The 23,097-nt window shown below is 42.0% G+C and carries 19 protein-coding genes; 18 read left to right on the top strand and 1 reads right to left on the bottom strand.

The genetic code is table 11. The features are described 5' to 3' along the window. Nucleotides 1-2 precede the first annotated feature (2 nt). The 11 genes from LZF95_RS13410 (at nt 3) to LZF95_RS13360 (ending at nt 13,683) form a co-directional block, all read left to right on the top strand. A complete protein-coding gene (locus tag LZF95_RS13410; protein WP_233755589.1) occupies nt 3-584 on the top strand; it encodes a cytochrome c oxidase subunit 3 in 582 nt (193 codons plus the stop codon). Nucleotides 585-611: 27 nt separating this feature from the next. After that, nucleotides 612-1,388 carry a cytochrome c oxidase subunit 3 gene (locus tag LZF95_RS13405; RefSeq protein WP_233755588.1) on the top strand — a complete coding sequence of 259 codons (777 nt, stop codon included), beginning with the start codon at nt 612-614 and terminating at the stop codon, nt 1,386-1,388. Between the two features lie 18 nt (nt 1,389-1,406). Continuing rightward, nucleotides 1,407-1,739: a cytochrome C oxidase subunit IV family protein gene (locus LZF95_RS13400; RefSeq protein WP_233755587.1), complete on the top strand. Its 333-nt coding sequence runs from the start codon at nt 1,407-1,409 to the stop codon at nt 1,737-1,739. Between the two features lie 77 nt (nt 1,740-1,816). Continuing rightward, the gene (locus tag LZF95_RS13395) at nt 1,817-2,485 is read left to right on the top strand and encodes an SCO family protein (RefSeq protein ID WP_233755586.1); all 669 of its coding nucleotides are present in this window, start codon (nt 1,817-1,819) and stop codon (nt 2,483-2,485) included. Then, complete coding sequence (locus tag LZF95_RS13390; protein ID WP_233755585.1) at nt 2,472-3,026, top strand: DUF420 domain-containing protein; 555 nt, start codon at nt 2,472-2,474, stop codon at nt 3,024-3,026. Before LZF95_RS13395 ends, LZF95_RS13390 begins: the two co-directional genes overlap by 14 nt. Before the next feature lie 33 nt (nt 3,027-3,059). Next, nucleotides 3,060-3,311, top strand: a complete 252-nt coding sequence (locus LZF95_RS13385; RefSeq protein ID WP_233755584.1) for a hypothetical protein — start codon at nt 3,060-3,062, stop codon at nt 3,309-3,311. Nucleotides 3,312-3,367: 56 nt separating this feature from the next. Next, complete coding sequence (locus LZF95_RS13380) at nt 3,368-7,072, top strand: HAMP domain-containing sensor histidine kinase (protein WP_233755583.1); 3,705 nt, start codon at nt 3,368-3,370, stop codon at nt 7,070-7,072. 45 nt (nt 7,073-7,117) lie between these two features. Continuing rightward, a complete protein-coding gene (locus LZF95_RS13375; RefSeq protein WP_233755680.1) occupies nt 7,118-10,579 on the top strand; it encodes a hypothetical protein in 3,462 nt (1,153 codons plus the stop codon). Between the two features lie 63 nt (nt 10,580-10,642). Further along, nucleotides 10,643-11,347 carry an SDR family oxidoreductase gene (locus tag LZF95_RS13370; RefSeq protein WP_233755582.1) on the top strand — a complete coding sequence of 235 codons (705 nt, stop codon included), beginning with the start codon at nt 10,643-10,645 and terminating at the stop codon, nt 11,345-11,347. A 5-nt stretch (nt 11,348-11,352) separates the two neighbouring features. Next, complete coding sequence (ispG, locus tag LZF95_RS13365; RefSeq protein ID WP_233755581.1) at nt 11,353-13,335, top strand: (E)-4-hydroxy-3-methylbut-2-enyl-diphosphate synthase; 1,983 nt, start codon at nt 11,353-11,355, stop codon at nt 13,333-13,335. A gap of 153 nt (nt 13,336-13,488) precedes the next feature. Continuing rightward, nucleotides 13,489-13,683 carry a DUF6728 family protein gene (locus tag LZF95_RS13360; protein WP_233755580.1) on the top strand — a complete coding sequence of 65 codons (195 nt, stop codon included), beginning with the start codon at nt 13,489-13,491 and terminating at the stop codon, nt 13,681-13,683. A gap of 419 nt (nt 13,684-14,102) precedes the next feature. Here LZF95_RS13360 and LZF95_RS13355 read toward each other — a convergent pair whose 3' ends face one another. Next, nucleotides 14,103-17,084: a DUF2723 domain-containing protein gene (locus LZF95_RS13355; RefSeq protein WP_233755579.1), complete on the bottom strand. Its 2,982-nt coding sequence runs from the start codon at nt 17,082-17,084 to the stop codon at nt 14,103-14,105. A gap of 168 nt (nt 17,085-17,252) precedes the next feature. On the opposite strand from LZF95_RS13355, the gene trxA reads away from it, so the two are divergent. The 7 genes from trxA to LZF95_RS13325 all read left to right on the top strand — a co-directional run bounded on the left by trxA (nt 17,253) and on the right by LZF95_RS13325 (nt 22,781). Next, nucleotides 17,253-17,573, top strand: coding sequence for a thioredoxin (trxA, locus tag LZF95_RS13350; RefSeq protein ID WP_233755578.1), 321 nt, complete (start codon nt 17,253-17,255; stop codon nt 17,571-17,573). 278 nt (nt 17,574-17,851) lie between these two features. Continuing rightward, complete coding sequence (locus tag LZF95_RS13345; RefSeq protein WP_233755577.1) at nt 17,852-19,273, top strand: rhodanese-like domain-containing protein; 1,422 nt, start codon at nt 17,852-17,854, stop codon at nt 19,271-19,273. A gap of 281 nt (nt 19,274-19,554) precedes the next feature. After that, on the top strand, nt 19,555-20,136 hold the full coding sequence (locus LZF95_RS13340; RefSeq protein ID WP_233755576.1) for a YeeE/YedE family protein: 582 nt from the start codon (nt 19,555-19,557) through the stop codon (nt 20,134-20,136). A 10-nt stretch (nt 20,137-20,146) separates the two neighbouring features. Continuing rightward, nucleotides 20,147-20,632, top strand: a complete 486-nt coding sequence (locus LZF95_RS13335; RefSeq protein ID WP_233755575.1) for a DUF6691 family protein — start codon at nt 20,147-20,149, stop codon at nt 20,630-20,632. A gap of 26 nt (nt 20,633-20,658) precedes the next feature. Further along, nucleotides 20,659-20,790 (top strand): hypothetical protein, encoded by a 132-nt coding sequence (locus LZF95_RS27580; RefSeq protein ID WP_262912248.1) that lies wholly within the window; start codon nt 20,659-20,661, stop codon nt 20,788-20,790. 102 nt (nt 20,791-20,892) lie between these two features. Then, nucleotides 20,893-22,068: an MFS transporter gene (locus LZF95_RS13330; protein ID WP_233755574.1), complete on the top strand. Its 1,176-nt coding sequence runs from the start codon at nt 20,893-20,895 to the stop codon at nt 22,066-22,068. Further along, nucleotides 22,065-22,781 (top strand): acyl-[acyl-carrier-protein] thioesterase, encoded by a 717-nt coding sequence (locus LZF95_RS13325; protein ID WP_233755573.1) that lies wholly within the window; start codon nt 22,065-22,067, stop codon nt 22,779-22,781. The genes LZF95_RS13330 and LZF95_RS13325 overlap by 4 nt, the downstream gene beginning before the upstream one ends. Nucleotides 22,782-23,097 lie beyond the last annotated feature (316 nt).

Below are 23,097 nucleotides of genomic sequence, written 5' to 3'. Positions count from 1 at the left end.
CTATGGAAAAGGAACTTAAATATGTCGATATGGTAGAGCAGCCAATAGCTATGCATCCTAAGAAGTTTGCATTATGGCTGTTTCTGGTGACCATTGTGATGATATTTGCTGCACTTACAAGTGCTTATATCGTGCGTCAATCAGAGGGTAATTGGCTGGAATATGAATTGCCGACCATCTTCTGGTACACCTCTGGAATAGTGATTTTAAGCAGTGTCTTTCTTCAATTTGCCTACCTATCCGCGAAAAAAGATAATATGGCTGGACTTAGAATTGGATTGGGGCTGGCAGTATTGCTTGGAATAGCGTTTCTGATCGGTCAGTGGTACAGTTGGGTGGCATTGGTGGATGCGAATGTTTTTTTCGTTGGCAATCCATCCGGGTCATTTCTCTATGTGTTTACCGGATTGCATGCCGTTCACTTAATCAGCGGTGTGATATTTCTGATTATTGTATTAATTTCGACCTATAAATATAAAGTGCATTCCAAGTCTATGGACACACTTGAAATGGCTACTACATTCTGGCATTTTCTAGCCGCTCTGTGGTTATATCTGTTTATGTTTTTGCTTTTGAATCATTAAAATAAACCAAGTACAAATCAATATCTTATGTCTGCGCATTCTACTGCTATAGGAGTAAGCCCGAAAAGAGGCGTTTGGGGAGGTGGTAATGAACCTCTCAAAGCCAGTTATGGAAAACTAATGATGTGGTTCTTCCTTCTTTCGGATATCTTTACTTTTGCCGCTTTTTTGATTACCTATATTGCAATCCGTGTCAGTTATCCTGCTTATGCCGGGCCTGCCAATGATTTTGTAGGCTCCAATGAATATTGGCCTGTCCCAGAATTAGTATTTGACGCTATACCTTTTGTACATGGTGGTCATTTCCCATTGATATTTGTTGGGATTATGACTTTCATTTTGATCGCCAGCTCTGTGACTATGGTGTTAGCTGTGGAAGCGGGTCATAGAAATGATAGAGATGATGTTGTAAAATGGATGCTGTGGACACTTTTGGGAGGCATTACCTTCTTGAGCTGTCAGGCTTGGGAATGGAATCACTTCATCCATGGTTCTGATACTGGCGTTGTATTAACTTATATCAATAACCTCAGCCAGAATGTAACAGAAACTGTACACGGGGCGAATCTGCTAGTGAACGAATATGGGCCAGCTTCTTTTGCAAACCTTTTCTTCTTTATCACCGGTTTCCATGGTTTTCACGTTACTATAGGTGTGATACTTCTATTCATGGTGTTTTATCAGGCAGCAGTTGGGGTGTATGACAGACGAGGTCATTACGAGATGGTAGAAAAAGTCGGTTTGTACTGGCACTTTGTTGACCTTGTTTGGGTCTTTGTATTTACTCTTTTCTATCTTATCTAAGCTATAACTATTCTTATTATGGATATTCAAGAAAACAAATCAACACTTAACGTTGTTCCTAGAAATAACGTTAAGATCAAGAAAATCTGGAAGACAGCCCTTATTTTGCTGTTGATCACCGCAGCGGAATTTGCTATGGCGTTTACTATGCCGAGAGGGATATTGCTGTATGTGTTGTTCATGGCTTTGACTGTATGGAAAGCAAAATACATCATGATGGAGTTCATGCACCTTGGGGACGAGGTAAAACCATTGATCTATTCCATCCTGGTACCGATAGTCTTCCTATTCTGGCTGATCATAGTACTTGTAAGGGAAGGTTCGGATATTTTCGCCCTTCGGTGGTTCTAATCAGAATTTCTAAAAATGTATATAAAAGGAAGGTTGAAGTGAGTCACTTTGACCTTCTTTTTTGTTAAACCACTAGTATGAGAAGTTTGAGATTATTGCAGGGGATGGTATTGGTATGCATCCTGCTAGTCCCGATTCTGATTTTCCTGTTCTTAAAGGGCTTTGGAACAAATACCTACGATATCCCTGTCTATTACGAAAATGGAGTTGACAATCCATTCTTGGAGTGTCCAGTCGCGGATACCTCGCAACATTACATTCCTGAATTTGCGTTTACCAACCAGGATGGCAATCAGGTAGGTAGAGCTGAAATGGAAGGAAAACTCACAATCGTTGATTTTTTCTTCACGTCCTGTCCAAGTATTTGTCCGAAGATGTCTTCCGAAATGGAGAGGGTGAATGATATGTTCCGTAATGAAGAAAGAGTCCGTATTTTTTCTATCAGTATTGACCCAAGCTATGACAGCCCTGAGGTTTTGAAAGAATATGCTGACAAACATAAAGCAGAGTCAGGAAAGTGGGATTTCCTTACAGGAGGGGTTCAGGAAACCTATGAGCTGGCGCAGTGTGGTTTCTTGATCCCCGCGGAAGATGGATTGGGGATCCCTGATGATTTCGTCCATAGTGATAAGTTTATATTGATAGATGAGTTAGGACGGATCAGGGGATATTATAGTGGCACATCGAGGGAAGATGTGGATTTATTAATGTTGGAAACTAAAGTACTATTACATGCAGGTAAGTGATAATAATTTGTTGCGAAATGAGGGCAAAGTAAAGGGATGGATTATTGCCATCTCAGTTGTGATCCCTGTTGCCGTGGCAATACTACTATTTATGCCCTCCAAGCTTGATTTGGGTACCAACTGGGTGTATTTCCTTCCCCATCTGAATGCGGTAATCAATACAGCGGCTACAATAGCGTTGATTGCCGGATTGTTTTTTATCAAAAGAGGCAATATTCCCTATCACAGGGCATCCATGTCAATTGCATTTGGGCTGGGCGCAATATTCTTAGTCTCTTATGTGATTTATCATGCTGCGGCTGAGAGTACCACTTTTGGTGGAGAAGGGGCGATCCGCGGGCTTTATTACTTCCTTTTATTGACGCATATAGTTTTGGCTGCCGTGGCTCTTTTCCCTATTCTATTTGCCTATTATTATGGCTATACAGATCAGCTGGTTAAACACAGAAAAGTGGTTAGATTTGCATATCCTATCTGGCTATATGTGACAGTCACCGGTGTGATCGTTTACTTGATGATCAGTCCTTATTACATTCATTAATAACATACATTAGCTACAATCGTAGGAGATACTATGAAGAAAGTATTCAAAACAGGAATCTTTACTTTATTGGCATTCCTGATGCATTCAGCAAGTTTTGCGCAGTGTGCCATGTGCCGTGCCTCAGTAGAGAACAATGTGAGCAACGGAGAGACAAGTATTGGGGCTGGGCTGAACATGGGGATTTTGTACTTGTTTGCGATGCCCTATCTTATAGCCATGGTCCTAGGCTTTTTCTGGTACAGAAATGCAAAAAAAAGGAAGGCCAATATCGCAATGCATTGAACGAATAGAAGGGCAAAGTTTGATAAGGGACTTTGCTTTTTTTATTTTACATCTAAATGAAGCATGATTCCCGTCGTCTGATCATTTTGATCAGTGTTTTCTCTCTTCTTGCTGTTATCGTCTTGAATTTCTTTTTCTTCCAAAAAAGCGATCAGGAGGTCTATTTGCAGGCATTGGAGGATAGGGTACAGGAAGTCGATCAGGAATTTGATGAGGATTTTATACAAATTTTGATGGATGCAAAGCTCACAGATACATTGAGCTTTAGTCAGTTGAGTTCTCAGTCTCACAGACATCCATTTTTCATTTTAAGTTCGAATAAGGAACTGTTGTATTGGTCGGATTTTACACTTACACTGGATTTTTCGCAAGTAGATCTTTCCAAGGAATATCAACTCCTGGAAGACCCCTATGGCACATTGTTGCTTAAAACCCGAAATGTGAAAAGGCAAGGGGTTGAATATATCTTACTCCATGTACTCCGTCTGATTGTTCCAGGCAATATTGAAAACAACTACCTGATCACGGGTTCAAACCCTGATTTTTTTGGCAATGACCGTTTTGAAATCTTTGCCAATCCGGAAGAAGCACCTTTGATCGTTAAAAATCCAGCTGGAATCCCTCTTTTTGGAGTGAATTTTCAGTTTGGGTACAGCCCATCAGGAAGAGTTGTGAATCCTGCGGTCTTGATTTTCTTCACTTCGATATTTCTGTTGTACTTCCTTCTGAGTTCAGACTTTGTCTTGACCAAGTGGAAGTCGGGGCGGAGATGGGAGGCAATAGGCTATACTATTCTTGTATTAAGTGCTTTTAGGTTGATCATGGTTTTGCTGGATTTTCCTGCAAACTATCTCAGAACATCTCTATTTGATTCCGTGAATTATGCTTCCTCATGGTTCAATCCCAGTCTGGGAGATCTGCTTTTAAATACCTTTTGTGCAGTATTGGTTTTGGGTATGGTGATTTTTCAACTTGCCTCCAGAGCTATGCACGAGAAAATAAGGGCTCTTAATACAAAAAAAGAGTTTCAGATATTCTTTGTTATTTCATTGCTGATAAGCTCGATAGGCTTGTATTTAGTTTGGTCATTACCAAGGGATTTGATGCTCAATTCCCAATGGGCACTGGATATCAGTTCTGTACCATCTTTTGATTGGTTTAAGGGGTTGAGTTTTTTCATGCTTTTCTTATGGGGGGCAATGTACGTTTTGATCACCCTTACCTTGTTTAGCCTACTGCTGCAAGTAAATCCTGTTAAAAAAGAATATTACCAATGGTTGTTGTTTTTGGGGCTTCCCATTGGGTTGACCTTACTCTTTTTCTCAGTGTGGGCAGGAGTGGTGTGGTTTATCCACTTGTTTTTTATGGCCACAATCATCCGTCTTGAGCTTTTCAAAAATGCGTTTAAGTTAGGATTGGATACCTTTCTTACCTTTTTCTTCGCTTGTTTAATAACCGCAATTATATCTGGAATAAGTACTTTCCAAGCAGAAAAAAGCGAATTGCTACAATCCAAAGTCCGTTTTGCCAATCAAAATTTAATTGAGAGTGATGTGATGACAGAGTTCTTCTTGGGTGAGATTTTTGCACGCATCAAAAATGATCTTTTTATTCAAAACCGGATTGCAGATCCTTTATTTTCAAAAGATCCCATTGTTACCAAAATCAGAAGAATATATTTGGACAATTATTTTGACCAATTTGATGTTCAGGTGAGGATTTTTTCCTCTTCGGGACAGCAATTATTAGGACCCTCAAGTTCTGCGAATCTTCAAATCATTCAGCAAGAATATATCAAGAGTGATTATGCTACTAGTATAAAGGATCTATATTTTATCCGGGGCAAAGAGTCCAACACCGGTAACCGGTTTATCGCATTTGTGCCGGTGTATAAGGAAAACAGCTTGTTGGGCACCATTTTTTTGGAGTTACGCCAGTTAAGGATACAGCCTACCAGCGTCTATCCGAAATTGTTGTTGGATAAAAGGTACAATGATAAACTGGATCCAGTGCTATATGATTACGCAATATTTAAGGGAGAGGATTTTATCAGAAATTCAGGTACGTATAATTATCTCAGTAGAGGTTTTGAAAAAGTACTGTCCCGTAAAGGACTGTTGATAGATGGGGTACACCAGGGAGGTTATCATCATTTTGGGATAAAGAACGGTGAGGAATTAATCGTAGTGTCGTCTAGAAATATCTCTCTGGCTCATTTTTTTGGGAATATCTCTCTGCTTTTCGTGCTATTTGTGATCATGACCTTCCTTACTATTCTGGTAAATACACTGGTCACGGGAGTCAAAAAGTTTGAGTTCAACTATTCCACCAAGCTTCAACTTTACCTGAATTTCGCATTCTTTTTTCCAATCATAATAATCAGTGTTATAACCATTGGACTATTGGCAAATGGCTATCGGGATAATCTTGACCGACAATATATCCAAAGGGCTGCTCTGATCAGAGGAAATTTGGGGAGCTTTCTCAACAATCAGAATCTGCGGCAAGTAGATGGGGACCTGCTAAATGAAGAGGTCAGCGGACTAGCAAATACTACGGCAAGTGATATACATGTTTACAATGTGGATGGGAAACTTGAATCCACTAACCGTCCTAATATATTTGATAAGAAAATCCTTGCCCCGCTGATCAATCCAAAGGCTATAGCAGAGATTCAGGAAATGGGGCAAAATCACTACCTGGCTGAGGAGCAAATAGGCAGACTAAGATATAAGGCTGTTTATTTGGCAATTCCCAGTACACTTGACCAGGGGAATTTGGGCATTCTTTCGGTTCCTTTTTTTGAGTCTGAAGCAGAATTGAATGTTTTAATCGCAGATGTATTAGGGAATATCTTCAATACCTTTGTGGTCATTTTTATCCTCTTCTTATTTATATCCTATATCGTTTCCACAAATCTCACGTTTCCTTTTAAGTTGTTGACACAGAAGTTGAAGGCTACAAATCTGGAGAGCAATGAGCCAATGTACTGGGGCTCTAAAGATGAGATAGGCTTGCTTGTCAATGAATACAACAACATGTTGTTTAAGCTGGAAAACTCGAGGAAAGTCCTTGCCTCTACAGAAAAAGAATCTGCTTGGAGGGAAATGGCCAAGCAGGTGGCGCATGAAATCAAAAACCCGCTCACTCCAATGAAGCTCACGCTCCAACATCTGATACGGCTGCAAGATGCTGGTAGATTAGATGATGCGGATAAGCTTAAAAGATCACTGGAGACCTTGATCCATCAGGTGGACGCACTTAGTGGCATAGCTTCTTCTTTCTCCACATTTGCAAAAATGCCTCTTCCTAGTAATGAGCTGATGAATTTCAAATCTGTTTTGAACAAAGTTTTGGAACTCTTTAGAGGTGATCCTCAGGTGGAGCTGGTCTTTCAAGATGATTCCTTTACACAGGATATCCCTATTATGGGAGATGATAAATTGTTTGGGCGTGTGATTTCTAACTTGATCATCAACGGGATCCAGGCGGTGGAGACTGGAGTGAAGCCGGTGATAAAAATATGGCTATGGATGACTGATCAGGCGGTCTTTCTCGAAATCGCGGATAATGGAAAGGGGATCTCTGAGGATCTCAAAGAAAAAATCTTCATACCTAATTTTTCCACCAAATCTACTGGTTCAGGCCTGGGATTGGCCATCGCAAAAAGTGGGGTGGAAACAGCCGGCGGCAAAATATGGTTTGAGACCGAAATAGGAAAAGGAACCACGTTCTACCTCACCTTCCCATTGGCAGGATAAGCCATCTTTTAGTACCTTCAAATCAAGAGGCATTTCGAAGTGAGTATGCGCATTTGGCTGTTTTTCTGTGTTTTGTTTTTTGGCTTTACGGCGGTGAAAGCCCAGGAAAAATGTCGATGGGTACAATCCGAATTGCTAAGTAGTAAGATAGTTCCAGATTCTCTTTCGTTGCTTGAAGAAACCATAACGATTTCTGACCAAACAGGGAGGGAATATGGTTTTTTGTACGATCTGTCAACCAATGAACTTCAGGCAATTTTTGACAATGCTGCCAAGCCGGATTCTCTATTGTTGTGCTATAGTACATTTGCAGTCCGGTTTGATCAGCCTATCTCAAGAAGAAGGTTGATCACTGATTATGACTCTTCAGCGAGGTTTAAGGATGATAGAACGGCTGAATTACCGGCTTTTGACTTTAGGGAAGAACTTTTTCCTTCCACCAGCCTTTACAAATCGGGTAGCCTCACAAGGGGCATTTCCTTTGGGAATACACAAAATGTTTTTGTGAATTCTGCATTGAACCTACAGATGGAAGGAGATATTTCCGACAATCTTAAAATCCGGGCAAGTATTACCGACCAAAATGTCCCATTCCAACCTGAAGGAAATACCCAGCAGATTCAGGATTTTGACAATGTGCTTATCGAGTTGTACAACGATGATTTCAGTCTGGCTGCCGGAGACGTGGTTCTGCAACAAAGGGAGTCAGAGTTTCTTCGCTACTACAAGAACGTGCAAGGACTGCAGTTCACATCCAATTACAAATTGAACAAAAACTGGACAGCAAGTTCTCAAGCTTTTGCATCTATTGCAAAGGGGAAATTCGCTTCCATTCAGTTGCCAATATTGGAGGGTGTACTCGGCCCTTACCGTGTGAATGGCCCCAACAATGAGCGATATGTGATTATCATGGCAAATTCTGAGCGGGTGTTTTTGGATGGGAAGCTACTTAAAAGAGGCTTTAATGAAGATTATGTGATCGATTATAACCAAGCTGAGATCACTTTCACCCCAAAGGTGCTAATTACACAATATTCCCGTGTCCGGGTGGATTTTGAATACGCAGAAAGAAATTATTCCAGATCCATCATCGGGGCAAACCACACCCAAACCAACGGGAAAGTAGATGTGTATATGAATTACTATCAGGAAAAGGATAACCGTAACCGTCCTTTATTTACTGAATTTTCACAAGAAGATCTGGCTTTATTGGCATCGGTAGGGGATAGTGCTGAGTTGGCAAGGATTCCCAGAATAGATAGTGTGGCTTTTGACCTGAATCGGATTTTATATGAGAAAATCGAGGAAACAGACGATTTGGGTAATCCCCTTACCTACTATGCTTACTCCACTGATCCGCAGAAAGCACACTTTGATTTGAATTTTTCCCAAGTAGGTCAAGGATTAGGGGATTACCGTAGATCTTCACAGCTTACAAATGGGACTGTATATGAATATGTGCCTAGACTGAATGGTCGGCCTCAAGGTGAATATTCCATTTTATCACAATTGCCTCTGCCTGACAGTAAGCGCATGATGACTGCTGGGACTAAGATTCGCTTGAATGAGCATGAGAAAGTATATACAGAATTTGCACTTTCTTCTACTGACCAAAACCTGTTTTCCGAGCTTGATGATGAAGACAATCAGGGGTTAGGCGTGAAAGTTGGCTTGCAAAGTGAAGGAAGAGAATCCACACTTTTTAAGGGGTACACGATGAAAGGGCAGACCGAATACGAATACAATTCCGCCAACTTCAATTTTATCGACCGATTTCGCTACATAGAATTTGACCGGGATTGGGGACTGAACCCGGAAGCTTTAAACTATGCCGCTTCAGAGCAGTTTTTTAGAGCGGGGATCACTTTTGAAAAAGATGCATTTAATAACTTTGATTACCTTTTTTACCTGCGAAACCGGGCAAATGTTCTGAACGGGATGCAGCATACTCTCAATTGGAATGTGGAGATGGCGAAGAGGCTAAGGATTCGGCAGGAGCTCTTTAGGTTGAAGTCAGATCAGGATTCTTTACAATCCGATTGGATGAGATATCTAGGTGATGTGAGTTACAATTCAAATATAGTTGTGCCTGGCTATCAGTTTTCATTGGATCAAAACGCATTGCGAAATACCGAAACCGATTCTGTAATAAGCACGGCGATGAACTTTACCCAGCATTTGGTTTACCTGCGTAGCAATGATTCGTTAAGTTATTCATTTAGGGCTGATGCTGCCTGGAGGGAGGACAAAGCACCTTTTACCGGACAGCTACTGAATGATACACAGGCTTTTACCGGGAATTTCACCTTTAGGAAACAGTGGAGTCAGCATAGTCTTAGCAGTACCTTTACCTACCGGGAGTTGGAGTATGTACAGCGCGATTTGGATTCCGAACTTACCGTGATGGGCAAGCTGGATTATCAGGGTAGTTTGGGCAAAAACCTAATTCGAAACGAAATATCTTATGCAATCGGAAATGGCCGTGAATTGCAGCGGGAATTTGTTTTTTTGCCAGCGCCTAATGGAGACGGTACACATACTTGGAGAGATGACAATGGTGATGGCGTACAACAGTTGAATGAGTTTTACCTAGCGATCAATCCTGAGGAGAAGCAATACATCAAGATTTTCGTGCCAACAGACACTTATATCCAGGCTTATACAAGTATTTTAAACTATAGATTTCAGGCAAAATTTCCTGATTTGTGGAAAGAATCCGGGGGACTAAAAGCCTTTCTTCATAAATTCTCCAATACAACGAGTCTGAGTGTGGAGAAAAAAGTGACCTCAGACCAATTTAGAGATCGTGTGGTTCCTTTCGTGTCCGGAGTTAACAGGGAGGATATTCTATCTCTTCGTCAAGTAATACGTTCGAGTTTTTTCTTCAACAGGGCTTCTGCCAAGTATGGGTTTGACTTATCTTTTTTTGATTCTCAGTTTAAGCAATTACTATCTGGAGGATTTGAGGACATGATCCAAAAAGACTGGAAATTGAATACAAGGATTAATTTTGGAGGACAAACTACCCTGAGGGTTTTAGCGGGAAATGGTAAAAGATATTCGGGATCTGACTTTTTGGACAACAGAAATTATTCGATTATCCAACAACAGATCGGGCCGGAGTTTTCCTGGCAACCAACTCCTTTTTTTCGCGCTACCGGATCTTATTTTTTTACCGGAAAAGTGAATGCTAACAATGTGGAGTTTAACGAAAAAGCCAGATTACATCAAACGGGAGTAGATCTTCGATTTGCGCGAGCTGTAAAAACCACACTAACCGGAAATCTCAAGCTAATCCAAATTAATTACAACGGGGTGGCCAATTCGCCTGTAGGGTACGAGATGCTGCAGGCGCTTACCCCGGGGACTAATGTGACCTGGAATGTAAATTGGCTGCAGAAAATAGGAGAGGGATTACAACTCAATCTGGTGTATGAAGGAAGAAATTCTCAGGGATTGGACAGAATTGTTCATGTAGGGAGAATGCAAGTTTCGGCACTGTTTTGATAAAAAAATGTAACTTTGCATCAACTGGATAGTTGTCATACTAACTATTAAAACACTAACCAAATGAGTAAAAGCATCCTTGTCACTGGAGGCACTAAAGGTATAGGTAAGGCGGTCATAGAGCGATTTGCCCAAGAAGGCTTTGATGTATATACCTGTGCGAGAAACCAAGCTGATCTGGATGATCTTAAGCTTCATCTGGAAGAGCAATATCCAGACATCAAGGTAGTGGCCATACCTGCTGACCTCTCAAAAAAAACAGAAGTTTTAGGTTTTATAGAGAAGGTGAAATCATATACGGTTCCGGATGTTTTGGTGAATAATACGGGAGTGTTTTTGCCAGGAGCGATACACAATGAACCGGAAGGCAATTTTGAACTGATGATGGAGACAAATCTTTATTCAGCCTATTATGTGACAAGGGGATTTGCGCAGGAAATGATCATTAGGAAATCCGGCCATATTTTTGCCATAGGGTCAGTGGCGGGACTTACCGCATATCCTAATGGCGGGTCATACGCGGTCTCCAAATGGGCTATGCTAGGTATGACCAAGTGCCTAAGGGAGGAGTTGAAGCCTCACCATGTCAAAGTGACCTCTATTCTAGCAGGTGCCACCTACACCTCTAGCTGGGAAGGAGTTGATTTGCCTCTTGAAAGATTTATGAAAGCAGAGGATGTAGCGGAGAGTGTATATGCCGCATATAACCTTTCGCCCCAATCTGTTGTTGAAGAAATAGTAATCCGACCTCAATTAGGAGATATATAAGCCCCATGGATCCAATCATCAAATCATTAGATCAGCTATATTGTGATAGCTTGACCAGTTATTCCAGGCGTAAGACTATTCCGGTAAGAATCGGAGATGTCATTGTCGGTGGAGATAATCCTATCGTGGTGCAATCCATGACTACCGTAGATACCTTGGATACTGAGGGGTCCATAGAACAGAGTATCCGGATGATAGAGGCAGGTTGTGAGCTGGTGAGGATAACCGCACCAAGTATCAAGGAAGCAGAAAACCTTCAGCATATCAAAGATGGACTTCGCAAAAGAGGCTATTCTACTCCGCTGGTAGCTGATATCCATTTTACTCCAAACGCCGCTGAGGTAGCTGCAAGGATAGTCGAAAAGGTGCGTGTGAACCCTGGGAATTATGCCGACAAGAAGAAATTTGAAGTAATAGAATATACCGATGCTACCTACCAGGATGAACTGGACAGAATCCGTGAGCGATTTTTACCTTTGGTAAAGATCTGTAAAGAACATGGGACAGCGATGAGAATCGGGACAAATCATGGCTCTCTTTCTGACCGGATCATGAGTCGCTATGGGGACACTCCACTGGGAATGGTAGAGTCTGCTTTGGAGTTTCTGAGAATTTGTGAGGATGAAAACTATTTCGATATAGTGATCTCTATGAAGTCCTCCAATACGCAGGTGATGGTGCAGGCTTACAGACTTCTGGTAGAAAAGCTGAATGAAGGTGGTTTCAAACCTTATCCATTGCATCTGGGTGTGACCGAAGCTGGGGAAGCTGAAGACGGTAGGATCAAGTCTGCGGTGGGGATAGGTACCTTGTTGGAAGACGGATTGGGTGATACGGTGCGAGTTTCCTTGACTGAAGACCCGGAGTTTGAAGCACCCGTGGCCAAAGCGTTAATTGATCGCTATACTCATCGGCAAGATCACGCACCGATCAAATCTATCTCTAATTACCCAGTCAATCCCTATGAACATTTCAAAAGGGAAAGTGAGGAAGTATATAATTTCGGAGGACATAATGTCCCCCGGGTAATCACGGATATTTCCAAGATTGAAAAAATTACAGAAAAGGAAATAAAGGTGGTCGGCCACTTTTATTTACCGGAGCTCGACAAGTGGAAAATGAATGATCAGGGGTGCGATTTTGTGTATTCCGGCACCAACCCTATTCCTTTTATGCTTCCTAATGGGATGAAGGAAATCCAGGATGCGGCGATATGGTCAACAGTGGAGGACAAGGCGAATAAGTTTCCCCTGTTTGATTTGGTAAGTTTCTCCTTAGCCGGGCTATTTCATGAAGAAATAAATTTCCTTGAGATTTTTGATACGGAGATAGCTGAGGCAATAGCATTGATATCCCAGAGAAAAGATACAGTCCTTATTCTGAAGACCGAAAATAAACATGCTATGCCTGCTTTGCGTAGGGCTTTGGTTAGTCTTTTGGAAGCAGATTGCAGAGTACCTGTGATCTTAAAGGTGAGCTATCCAGATCAGTCTGCTGATGAGACTATGCTCTATACCGCTACGGATGTGGGAGGATTGCTGATAGATGGGCTTGGAGATGGGGTCTTTATCTCTTTGGAAAAGGAAAGAGAACATAGCCGAGAGGAAGTTTTGGCGCAGATCAAACTACACAATTCTGTTGGGTTTGGTGTGTTACAAGCAGCCCGGACACGAATGTCAAAGACCGAATATATTTCCTGCCCATCCTGTGGCCGTACACTATTTGATCTTCAGGAAACCACCGCCATGATCCGTAAGCGAACGGATCACCTCAAAGGGGTGAAGATCGGGATCATGGGCTGTATCGTGAATGGGCCAGGGGAAATGGCGGATGCAGATTACGGTTATGTGGGCTCTGGTAAAGGGAAAATAACGCTTTATAAAGGCAAAGAAGTCATGAAAAGATCAGTTCCATCTGAAAAAGCCGTGGATAAATTGATAGAAATCATCAAGGAAGATGGGATGTGGAATGAGCCGGAGGTGATCTGACTTTCTGGTAACCTTTGAGGTTTCCAAAACCTCGAAGGTTTTGATTTAAGAGTCAACCTTTCGAGGAGATCCTACGGCTTCGCTCAAGGTCACACCTTAACCGATAAAGTAAACCAATAACCATTTCATTCTGTTACCAAGAAAACTGAAGCTATGTCTGAAAACAACAAGATCAAAGAATTCTTCAAACTGGGTGATTTTGGCAACTATTTCGTGAGGGTTTTCCAAAAGCCTGATCCCAACCAGAAATCCAATTTCAATCTACGGATGATGCACGGGATTAATAAAATTTCGATTGTGGTGTTTTTGCTGGCTGTTATATTGTGGATTGTCAAGCGGTTTATATGATTTTTTTTGCCGCTGAGTTCGCAAAGTTTTTTGTGGAGCACTCGGATGTTATTTGTTCAAGTCTCCTGACTGCCGATATTTTCTAGGTAATACTAAATCCAATGGTTTTTACTCTTATTTTTTAAAAGTGAGTTGCTCCATTATGCTTTATCAATAGATCAAAAAATGGTAAAAATTGCTTTATCAATAAAGCAATATATTGAACAAACCATGTAGTCCCAGTGGTCTAAATAGGGTATGCTGAAAAACGTCAGTAAAAGATCAAAAATTATCATTTTGAATGTATTTACCCATTTATTCATTTTTCAAGCTTAACCGGCTCTGATCTTTGCGTTTCCTTTGCGGAATCTTTGCGGTTAATAAAAACAAAAAAAGGGCTCCGGACTAGTCCGGAGCCCTTTCTCAAGAATATGCTACTTTTATCTTCTATCTAGTACGCCACTTCCTCTTTGTTGCGGGCCTAGGAATTGCTCCATCCTAAGCTTTAGCTCTTGGGCTTTTTCCTGATAGCCTCTTTCTTCCAGAAGCGGAATGAAATATTTTATCATTTCAATGGATATCATCATTTCTCTGTCATAATCCCTATTTTCTTTGGTGTAGAATTCAATCATATCCAATGATTTTTTCGACACTTTGTCGATGATGTCCAGTGCCTTTTCATCTTCTCCTACTTCAAAGAATAGTGGCACAGACTGACCACTGGAGAGATCATAAGGGATCGCTTCGTTTGGCATCACTTCCAGACCGTAGTTAAGGAGTGTGGATGCTTTTTCCATATCTCCTTCATCAAGAAGCGCAATCACAACGCTGTTCAGCGCACTTCGGTGGTTGGATGCAAATCGCCTATACTCTTCATCCAGGTAAGCATCAGGATTGTCCATTCCACGGAAGGAAAACTTGGTCATAAAGTTTTCATAGGCCAGATCTGCATTTACCAATTCTTCACGCACATGGTCTGGCTTTCTCACCGGAAGCAGGCGATAGGTCAGCCCTTCCATCACCACATGCTCCTGAATATTGATGCCTATGGTAGCCAGAGAGGTGTTGTTGAAATAAATGGGTCTGTCCCAATTATTTGAAGTAATCAAGTCAATCAGCATCAAAGTGCCTTTGGTGACATAATTCCCCGAGACCTGAAGGTTCATCTGTGGTGAGAATAATGGTGCAAATTCTTCAGGTATAATATTTTTGTTTGCGACAGCTGAACTGTCCACTTCCAAAATTAAGTTTCTGGATGGAACCATGTTAGCGACTGATTTACCGCCAGTTTCCATTTTCAATAAATCAGATCCTGAATTCAGAAGTTTTAAATACTCTTTTACAGAAATAGCATTCATGCCCTCCCTTTCCATCACATACAGGACATCGTTGGTGCCTTTCTGATAACGGTTGGGATCCAGACTGAAAGGTAAAGCTTCCGATTCGTTTACTGGTCTGGTCATTTGCTGCACGTACCAGTCAGTATCAAAGTAACTCAGTACAATCACCCTGACATCTGTCCTGAAGTTCTCTACCTCTTGTACATACCAAAGTGGGAAAGTATCATTGTCACCACCAGTAAACAGGATTGCATTTGGCGCACAGGAGGCCAAGAAGTTTCTTGCGGAATCCACCGAGAAATATCGGCCTTTTCTGTTGTGGTCATTCCAGTTCTGTCCTGCCAGCAGACCTGCTACGGGCAGTGTAATCAGCGTGGCGATGATCCCCGCGGTACCCAGATTCTTGGTGGCTCTTCCTATCAGATGGGCAATAGCCATAACGCCTATGCCTGCCCAGATCGCAAATGCATAGAAGCTACCTACATAGATATAATCCCGCTCTCTCGGTTCTACCGGAGGGGAGTTAAGGTAAAGGACCAGCACTACGCCCATCATCAGGAATAGCATAAGGTTCACATAGAACGATTTTGGATCTACCTTGGCTTGAAAGAACAAACCGATAATTCCCAACAACAGTGGAAGCATCAGGTAGTTGTTATGCCCTTTGTTTTCGGTGATATAATCTGGATAATCCTTAAAGACATCCGTGATTCCTATCCATGGCGCATCGCCAAAGTCAGATTCACGTCCGGAAAAATTCCACATAAAGTAACGCCAATACATGTGGCCCAACTGATGTGAAAACATAAAGTAGAGGTTGTCGCCAAATGTGGGTTCTTGTCCTTCTCTCAGGCCAAGCTTTTGACGGTACAGTCTTTTATGGCTTTCCTGCGTAGAATAGATTCTTGGCAGAATAGTAGTTTTGGTGGGATCGTAGGTGTTCACTAATGAGTAATCTACGATTTCATATTTATCCTTGCCTTTCATATAGACAGGTGCTCCCTCTTCTTGAGCCACAAGTTTGGCCGTGAAATATTGACCGTGCAGCAAGGGTCTGTAGCCATATTGCTCTCGCTTCAGGTAAGATACATAGCTGATGATGTCTTTTGGTGCATTTTCGTTGATGATGGGATCCTGATTTGCACGCACGACGATCAGTGCATAACTGGAATATCCTATCAAGATGAAAATAAATGAAAGCAATGCCGTATTCAAGATAGCGTTCCCTTTTTTACGGGAATATCGGTAGGCATAGAATACTCCTGCGAAAAACAAAATCATAAATACCACGATACCAGAGCCAAATGGCAGCCCCATGCTGTTCACAAAGAAAATCTCCATGGAACCCGCTAGACTAGGAAGTCCAGGGATGATTAGGTTATTGATAATAATCAGAACCACTCCTCCAAGGAACATGGCAAAAATGCCGCCTTTCAGCGTGGGATTTTCGTACTTTTTGAAATAGTAGATGAGTGCCAAAGCTGGCAAGGTCACGAGGTTTAGCAAGTGGACACCGATAGAAAGCCCCACTAAGTAAGCGATGAAGATCATCCATTTATTCTCCTCTCGGGGATCTTTGATCACATCCCACTTCAGAAATGCCCATATCACAATCGCCGTAAAAAATGAAGACATGGCATAAACTTCCGCTTCAACGGCCGAGAACCAAAAACTATCAGAGAAGGTATATACCAGCGAGCCTACGATTCCGGCTCCCATCAAGGTGATGGTTTCCCCCTTGCCTTCCTTGCCTTCTTCGATTCTGAAAAGTCTTTTGCCAAACAGAGTAATTGACCAAAAAAGGAATAGAATTGTGAACCCCGAGAATACTGCACTGCCAACATTCATCCAATAAGCCACCTGTAACGGGTCTCCAAAGGCAAAGAAACTGAACATACGATAGACCAAAAGGAAGAAGGGCGCTCCTGGAGGGTGAGGCACTTGCAGCTTGTAGGCGACAGCTATAAACTCTCCCGGATCCCAGAAACTGGCGGTATGTTCGACAGTAAGAACGTAAACAAGTGTAGCTACCGCAAAAACGACCCACCCGGTCAGATTGTTGATTTGCTTGTAATTGAGCATTTAATAAAAAGGAATTTGACTGGCGAAAATAAAAAAAATAAATGCCATTTAGGGCGATTTTAGGTATTTTAAAACAGTGAAGCTTTTGATCGTTGCCGTGGTGTGACAAAAATCACTGTGTTGAACTGATCTGACTTCTATTTTTGTTATCACAACAAATGGAATAAGATGAGTGCTAAAGCCAAAACTTTTCAGGAGCTGATAGATGGGGATCAACCCGTATTGGTGGATTTTCATGCAACTTGGTGTGCCCCGTGTAAAATGATGCAGCCAATATTAGAAGATACTTCCAAGCAGCTTGGAGGCAAAGTGAAAATTGTAAAGGTAGATGTGGACAAAAACCAGTTGGCTGCCAGTAAGTTTCAGGTTCGGGGAGTTCCCACATTGATTTTGTTCCAAAAGGGGAAAATTCTCTGGAGGGAGTCTGGCGTAGTGCAGACCCATCAGCTTGTCAATGTATTGAAGTCCAAAATAGTAGAAAGTGCATAACTCCTATGTGACAAAAGTCATTTAACACTTACGCTTAAATCCCTACTTTTGAGTGGAAAATCAAGGGCAGAAGACCTGTGAAGGAGGTGCTTAAATTCTACAGTTACCAAGGATACATAAATTTGGTTTTCTACTTAGGAAAAGCAGCCCAAAATAAGAATCAATATATGAAATTGACATGATTAAATTATCATTAACACATACAGTGTAAGGGTGGTCTTAATCGCCTTAACCTGCAGGAAGGCCAGTTTGACCATTCATAAACAAAAGATAAACAGATGAAAATAGAACAGATATATACCGGATGCCTTGCCCAAGGCGCATATTATATTGAATCGGACGGAGAGGCTGCGGTAATCGACCCGCTAAGGGAGGTGCAGCCATATATAGCAAAGGCTGAGCGTAGAAATGCCAAAATAAAATACGTTTTTGAAACGCATTTCCACGCTGATTTCGTCTCAGGACATATTGATCTGGCAGAGAAAACAGGTGCCGGGATCGTTTACGGCCCTACGGAAATGAAGCTTGGCTTTGCGGCGCACATCGCCCAAGACGGGGAGGAGTTTCCGATAGGGAAAGCGAAAATCAAGCTTATCCACACCCCTGGACATACAATGGAAAGCTCATGTTACTTATTGTATAACGAAGAAGGGGTTCCTGAGGCCATCTTTACAGGAGATACATTGTTTATAGGGGATGTAGGTAGGCCAGATTTAGCGCAAAAAGTTATAGCTGATTTGACTCAGGAGAAACTGGCAGGTCATCTTTATGATTCGTTGAGAAATAAAATCATGCCGCTTCCAGATGAGTTGATCGTATATCCGGCACATGGGGCAGGTTCGGCCTGCGGCAAAAATATGAGCAAAGAAACCTCTGATACCCTTGGTAATCAAAAGAAGACCAATTATGCGCTTCAGGAGATGACCAAGGAAGAGTTCACTAAGCAGGTGATCACAGGTTTGACTCCCCCTCCTGCCTATTTTCCTCAAAATGTGATGATGAATATAGAGGGATATGACAGCATCGATGCTGTGCTGGAAAGAGGAGCCAAGCCATTGTCCCCAAAAGAATTTGAAGATGCGGCTAATGAAACAGGAGCCTTGATATTGGATACCAGGGCACCACAGGATTTCGCAAAGGGTTTTGTGCCAAATTCCATCAATATAGGAATAGACGGTAGTTTTGCGGTATGGGTAGGAGCTATGATCCCAGATCTGAAGCATCAGATCCTGATCGTGGCAGATGAAGGAAGAGAAGAGGAAGTGGTGACCAGATTGGCCCGAGTAGGTTATGATTATGCGATTGGATACTTGCAGGGCGGATTTAAGGCCTGGGCCAATACCAATAAGGAGATAGACCAGATTACATCCATCTCTGCTGCCGAACTTGCCGAGATCAAAGAAAAAAAAGGCTCTATAAATATTCTGGACGTAAGAAAAGAGTCTGAATACCTTTCAGAACATGTGCAGGAAGCGGAAAACGCACCACTGGATTACATCAATGAAAGCATGCAGAAAATAGACAAAGACAAGACTTACTACGTCCATTGTGCGGGAGGCTATCGTTCTATGGTTTTTAATTCTATACTCAGGGCGAGAGGATATGATAATCTGATCGATGTAAAGGGCGGATTTAAGGATATCAAGGAGTCAGGGAAGTTTAATGTGAGTGAGTATGTTTGTCCCACTATGTTACTTTGATTATCAATGCTTTAGAGACTTTACAATAGATCCAAGAGTCAAGAAGCTAGAGCCAAGACACTAGATTCAAGAATCTAGTTTAAAGAATTAAGATATAAGAACCCGTGGTCTGTGTCCTCACAGACCACTTGCTTTTAGATCACCAGGTAGAACGCTAGGATTGACTGATCACTAGCTTGTAGGTGCTTCGGTCGTTTGTATTCCAGCTGATCAATCATGGAAAGATGTTTATAACCTCTGCGCCAATCGCAACTAAATAAAATAACACGAATACTCAAGATATGAATGAACTTATAAACTGGATTTCCCAGCCATGGCCCTGGTATGTGGCTGGTCCGTTGATAGGGCTTACTGTTCCCGCACTTCTCATTTTGGGAAATAAAAGCTTTGGGATTTCATCTTCATTACGGCATGTGTGTGCGATATGTGTGCCAGCGAAGATTCCTTTCTTTCAATACAATTGGAGAAAAGAAACTTGGAATCTGGTGTTTGTCCTAGGGGTTTTTATCGGTGGTTTTGTGGCAACCTCCTTTTTGTCAGATCCTAATGAAATCGTGATCTCAGATGAGACGCAGAAGGAACTGGCAGCCATGGGAATTACTGATTTTTCCGGGTTGATGCCTACTGATGTTTTCTCTTGGGAAAATATATTTACGCTCAAGGGTTTAGTGTTTTTTGTCTTGGGAGGATTTTTGGTCGGTTTTGGTACAAGGTACGCAGGGGGCTGCACTTCCGGGCATTCTATTATGGGCATCAGCTCACTTCAGTGGCCATCCTTGGTCGCTACTATGTTCTTTATGTTTGGTGGCTTTTTGATGACGCAAGTGTTCTTGGCTCCATTAATGAAGTTGGTTGGATTTTAATCACTAGGAAATGAAAGAAGTACAAAGAAATATTCAAGAAGTGGTCTGTGATGCACCGAATTCTCAAGAGTCCGGCGAAAGAGGGTTTTCCCTTGTCAAATATTTGATCCTTGGGATTATGTTCGGAATCGTGTTTGTGAAAGCGGAAATTATTTCTTGGTTTAGAATCCAGGAAATGTTCCGATTGGATTCTTTTCACATGTATGGAGTAATCGGTTCTGCGATAGTGACGGGGATAATATCCGTCCAGTTGATTAAGCGTTTCAACATTAAATCGCTTGCGGGAGAAAAGATCAAAATCCCAACAAAGGAATTTCGCAAGGGGCAGGTCTATGGTGGATTTATCTTCGGGTTGGGTTGGGCGATTACAGGAGCCTGTCCTGGACCGCTTTTTGCCCAGATCGGATCTGGGTTTACAGTGGTAATTATAACTTTGCTTTCAGCTATTGCCGGGACTTGGGTATATGGGAAGTTTTCCGACAAGCTTCCGAATTGAGGTGTTGAGAAATTATAAATTGGATTATGAAGCCACTTTCTGAAAAGGGAGTGGTTTTTTCAGTCAAAAACTTTTTTGACAATAAAGCGAACGATAAATATGGCGGTAACGATTACGGCTCCTGCTATGACCAGTTCCATGAAGTTTTGGTGAGGTGAGTATGTCTAAGGTAACTAGTTTTCAGGAGCAATGTTATGAATCCAGCATGATTTTGATTGAATGTTCTGTACTTTTGTGAGCCTCTTAAATCCTAGCCATTCATGAACATACTTTCTAAAAGACGAGTTGCCCTAGGGGCTTTTTTCTTTTTTGTCGGCCTCTGCTTTGCATCATGGGCAGCCCGGATTCCGGATATCCAGGCGAAGTTTGATTTATCCGAAGGGCAATTGGGTACTTTATTGTTGTTTTTACCGTTGGGTTCTGTCATCGGATTGCCTATTGCCGGATGGGCTGTACATCAGTATGGTAGCCGTACGGTGGTGATGTTTGGCAGTTTTGCCTATGCGATGACCTTACCTTTGATTGGATTGGCTCCTACCACCTGGTTTTTGATTCCTGTACTTATCCTATATGGTATGCTGGGAAATGTGATGAATATTTCCCTAAATACACAAGGTTTGGCCTTGGAGGATGAAATGGGGAAGAGTATTCTTGCTTCTTTTCATGGCTTGTGGAGTCTGGCTGGGTTTTCAGGTGCCGGACTTGGTGCATTGATGATTTACATAGGCTTCTCTCCAGCGCAGCATTATGCCGTGGTGATGGCTATTTCGATTGTCATGATACTTTCGGCTCAAGGTTTTATTATCAAGGAAAAGAAAGTGACAGATAGTGGAGGCGGATTGGTGATGAAAAAGCCCGATGCCCTTTTGCTGAGAATCAGTCTGATTGCTTTTCTGGGAATGATGGCAGAAGGCTGCATGTTTGATTGGTCTGGGGTTTATTTCAAAAAGGTAGTACAGTCGGATCCATCCATGATAGCTTTAGGTTATGTTGCCTTTATGGGGGCGATGGCCTCTGGAAGATTTATCACAGACAAGGTTGCCGCCAGATATACCAAAGTGGAAGTAATACAGGTGAGTGGGGTTTTGATTTTTATCGGACTGGGCTTAGCGGTGCTTTTCCCGACGGTGATTATGGCAACTGTAGGATTTTTGCTTGTTGGACTTGGAGTGGCCTCTATTATCCCACTATCCTACAGTATTGCAGGGCGGTCCAAACTGTATTCACCAAGTGTTGCGCTGGCTTTGGTGTCCACCATTTCATTCTTTGGTTTTTTGTTGGGGCCACCTTTGATTGGATTTATAGCGGAATTATTTAATTTGAAATTCTCTTTTGCCCTGATTGCAGTGGCGGGATTGGGAATCACTCTGCTGTCCAGTGTACGAAAAGCTGTGTTTCTTATCCCGGTCAAAGTCACACCTAACCGATCTAAATGAGTTGTAATACTTCCTTTCAGTTTCAAAAAGATTTTGAGGTTCGATCCTATCAGGTCGATCCAGCTGGGAAGTTGAGTTTGGTGGCATTGTCCAATCTATTTCAGGAAATCGCATGGAGGCATGCAGATTCTGCTGATTTTGGGAGAAGCCTTCAAGAACAGAATTTATCCTGGATTCTGTCCCGATTGGAAATCACCTGTGAAAAGCTTCCTTCATGGGGAGACTCGATCAAGGTATATACGGCAGGAAGGGGAGTGGATAAGTTATTCGCTTTTCGCGAGTTTTTAGTCACAAGTCCTTCAGGAGATGCTCTTGCCTGTGGCATGAGTTCTTGGGTGCTGATGAATGTACGCACCAAGCGTATTTTTAGACCTGAAAATGCATTGCCGGCGGTTCTCTTCGATCCCTCGGAAAAACCTGAATGGCAGCCAGGAAAGGTTAGGCTTAAGGGGGAATTAGTAAAAAGTGAGAAAGTAAAAGTCAGGTATTCAGATTTGGATTTGAACAATCATGTGAATAATACCAGCTATTTACGCTGGGTGGAAAATATCCTACGGGAAAATGGCTGTCATACGCTTCCCTTTTCGATCAATTATCTGGCGGAGTGTGTCATGGGCGATGAACTGGATATACATCTTTATGATCATCAAGGGCGCTATATAGTACAGGGGCTTGTAGCAGGTAAACAGGTTTTTTTGGCAGAAGCAAAATAAAGTTGATCATTCTGAGTAAGAAGGGAAGTTGCGGAAAAATAAATAATTATCCAGATCGCTATTCCTGCTTCTCAACGTTGAGTGCCTGTTAAAAGGTGTTTAAGGCATTTTTTGTAACAGGGTTTTACTTTTCAACCATGTCTCTTTGTAAGAAATAATACGGTTGTAAACAGTTGGCGTTTAATTGGTATTAGGATTTGCAAAATCTTCTCCTCACCTTTGCAAGCATAAAGGCGCTGTCCAGTGACATCCTTTTTACTTGAAATAAAGTATGCGTTGATTGTCAACCTGCTTAAGTAGCAAATTCAAGAGTTTC

Source organism: Algoriphagus sp. AGSA1 (genome assembly GCF_021390545.1).
GTDB lineage: Bacteria > Bacteroidota > Bacteroidia > Cytophagales > Cyclobacteriaceae > Algoriphagus.
This window is presented reverse-complemented; position numbering and strand designations above follow the sequence as displayed.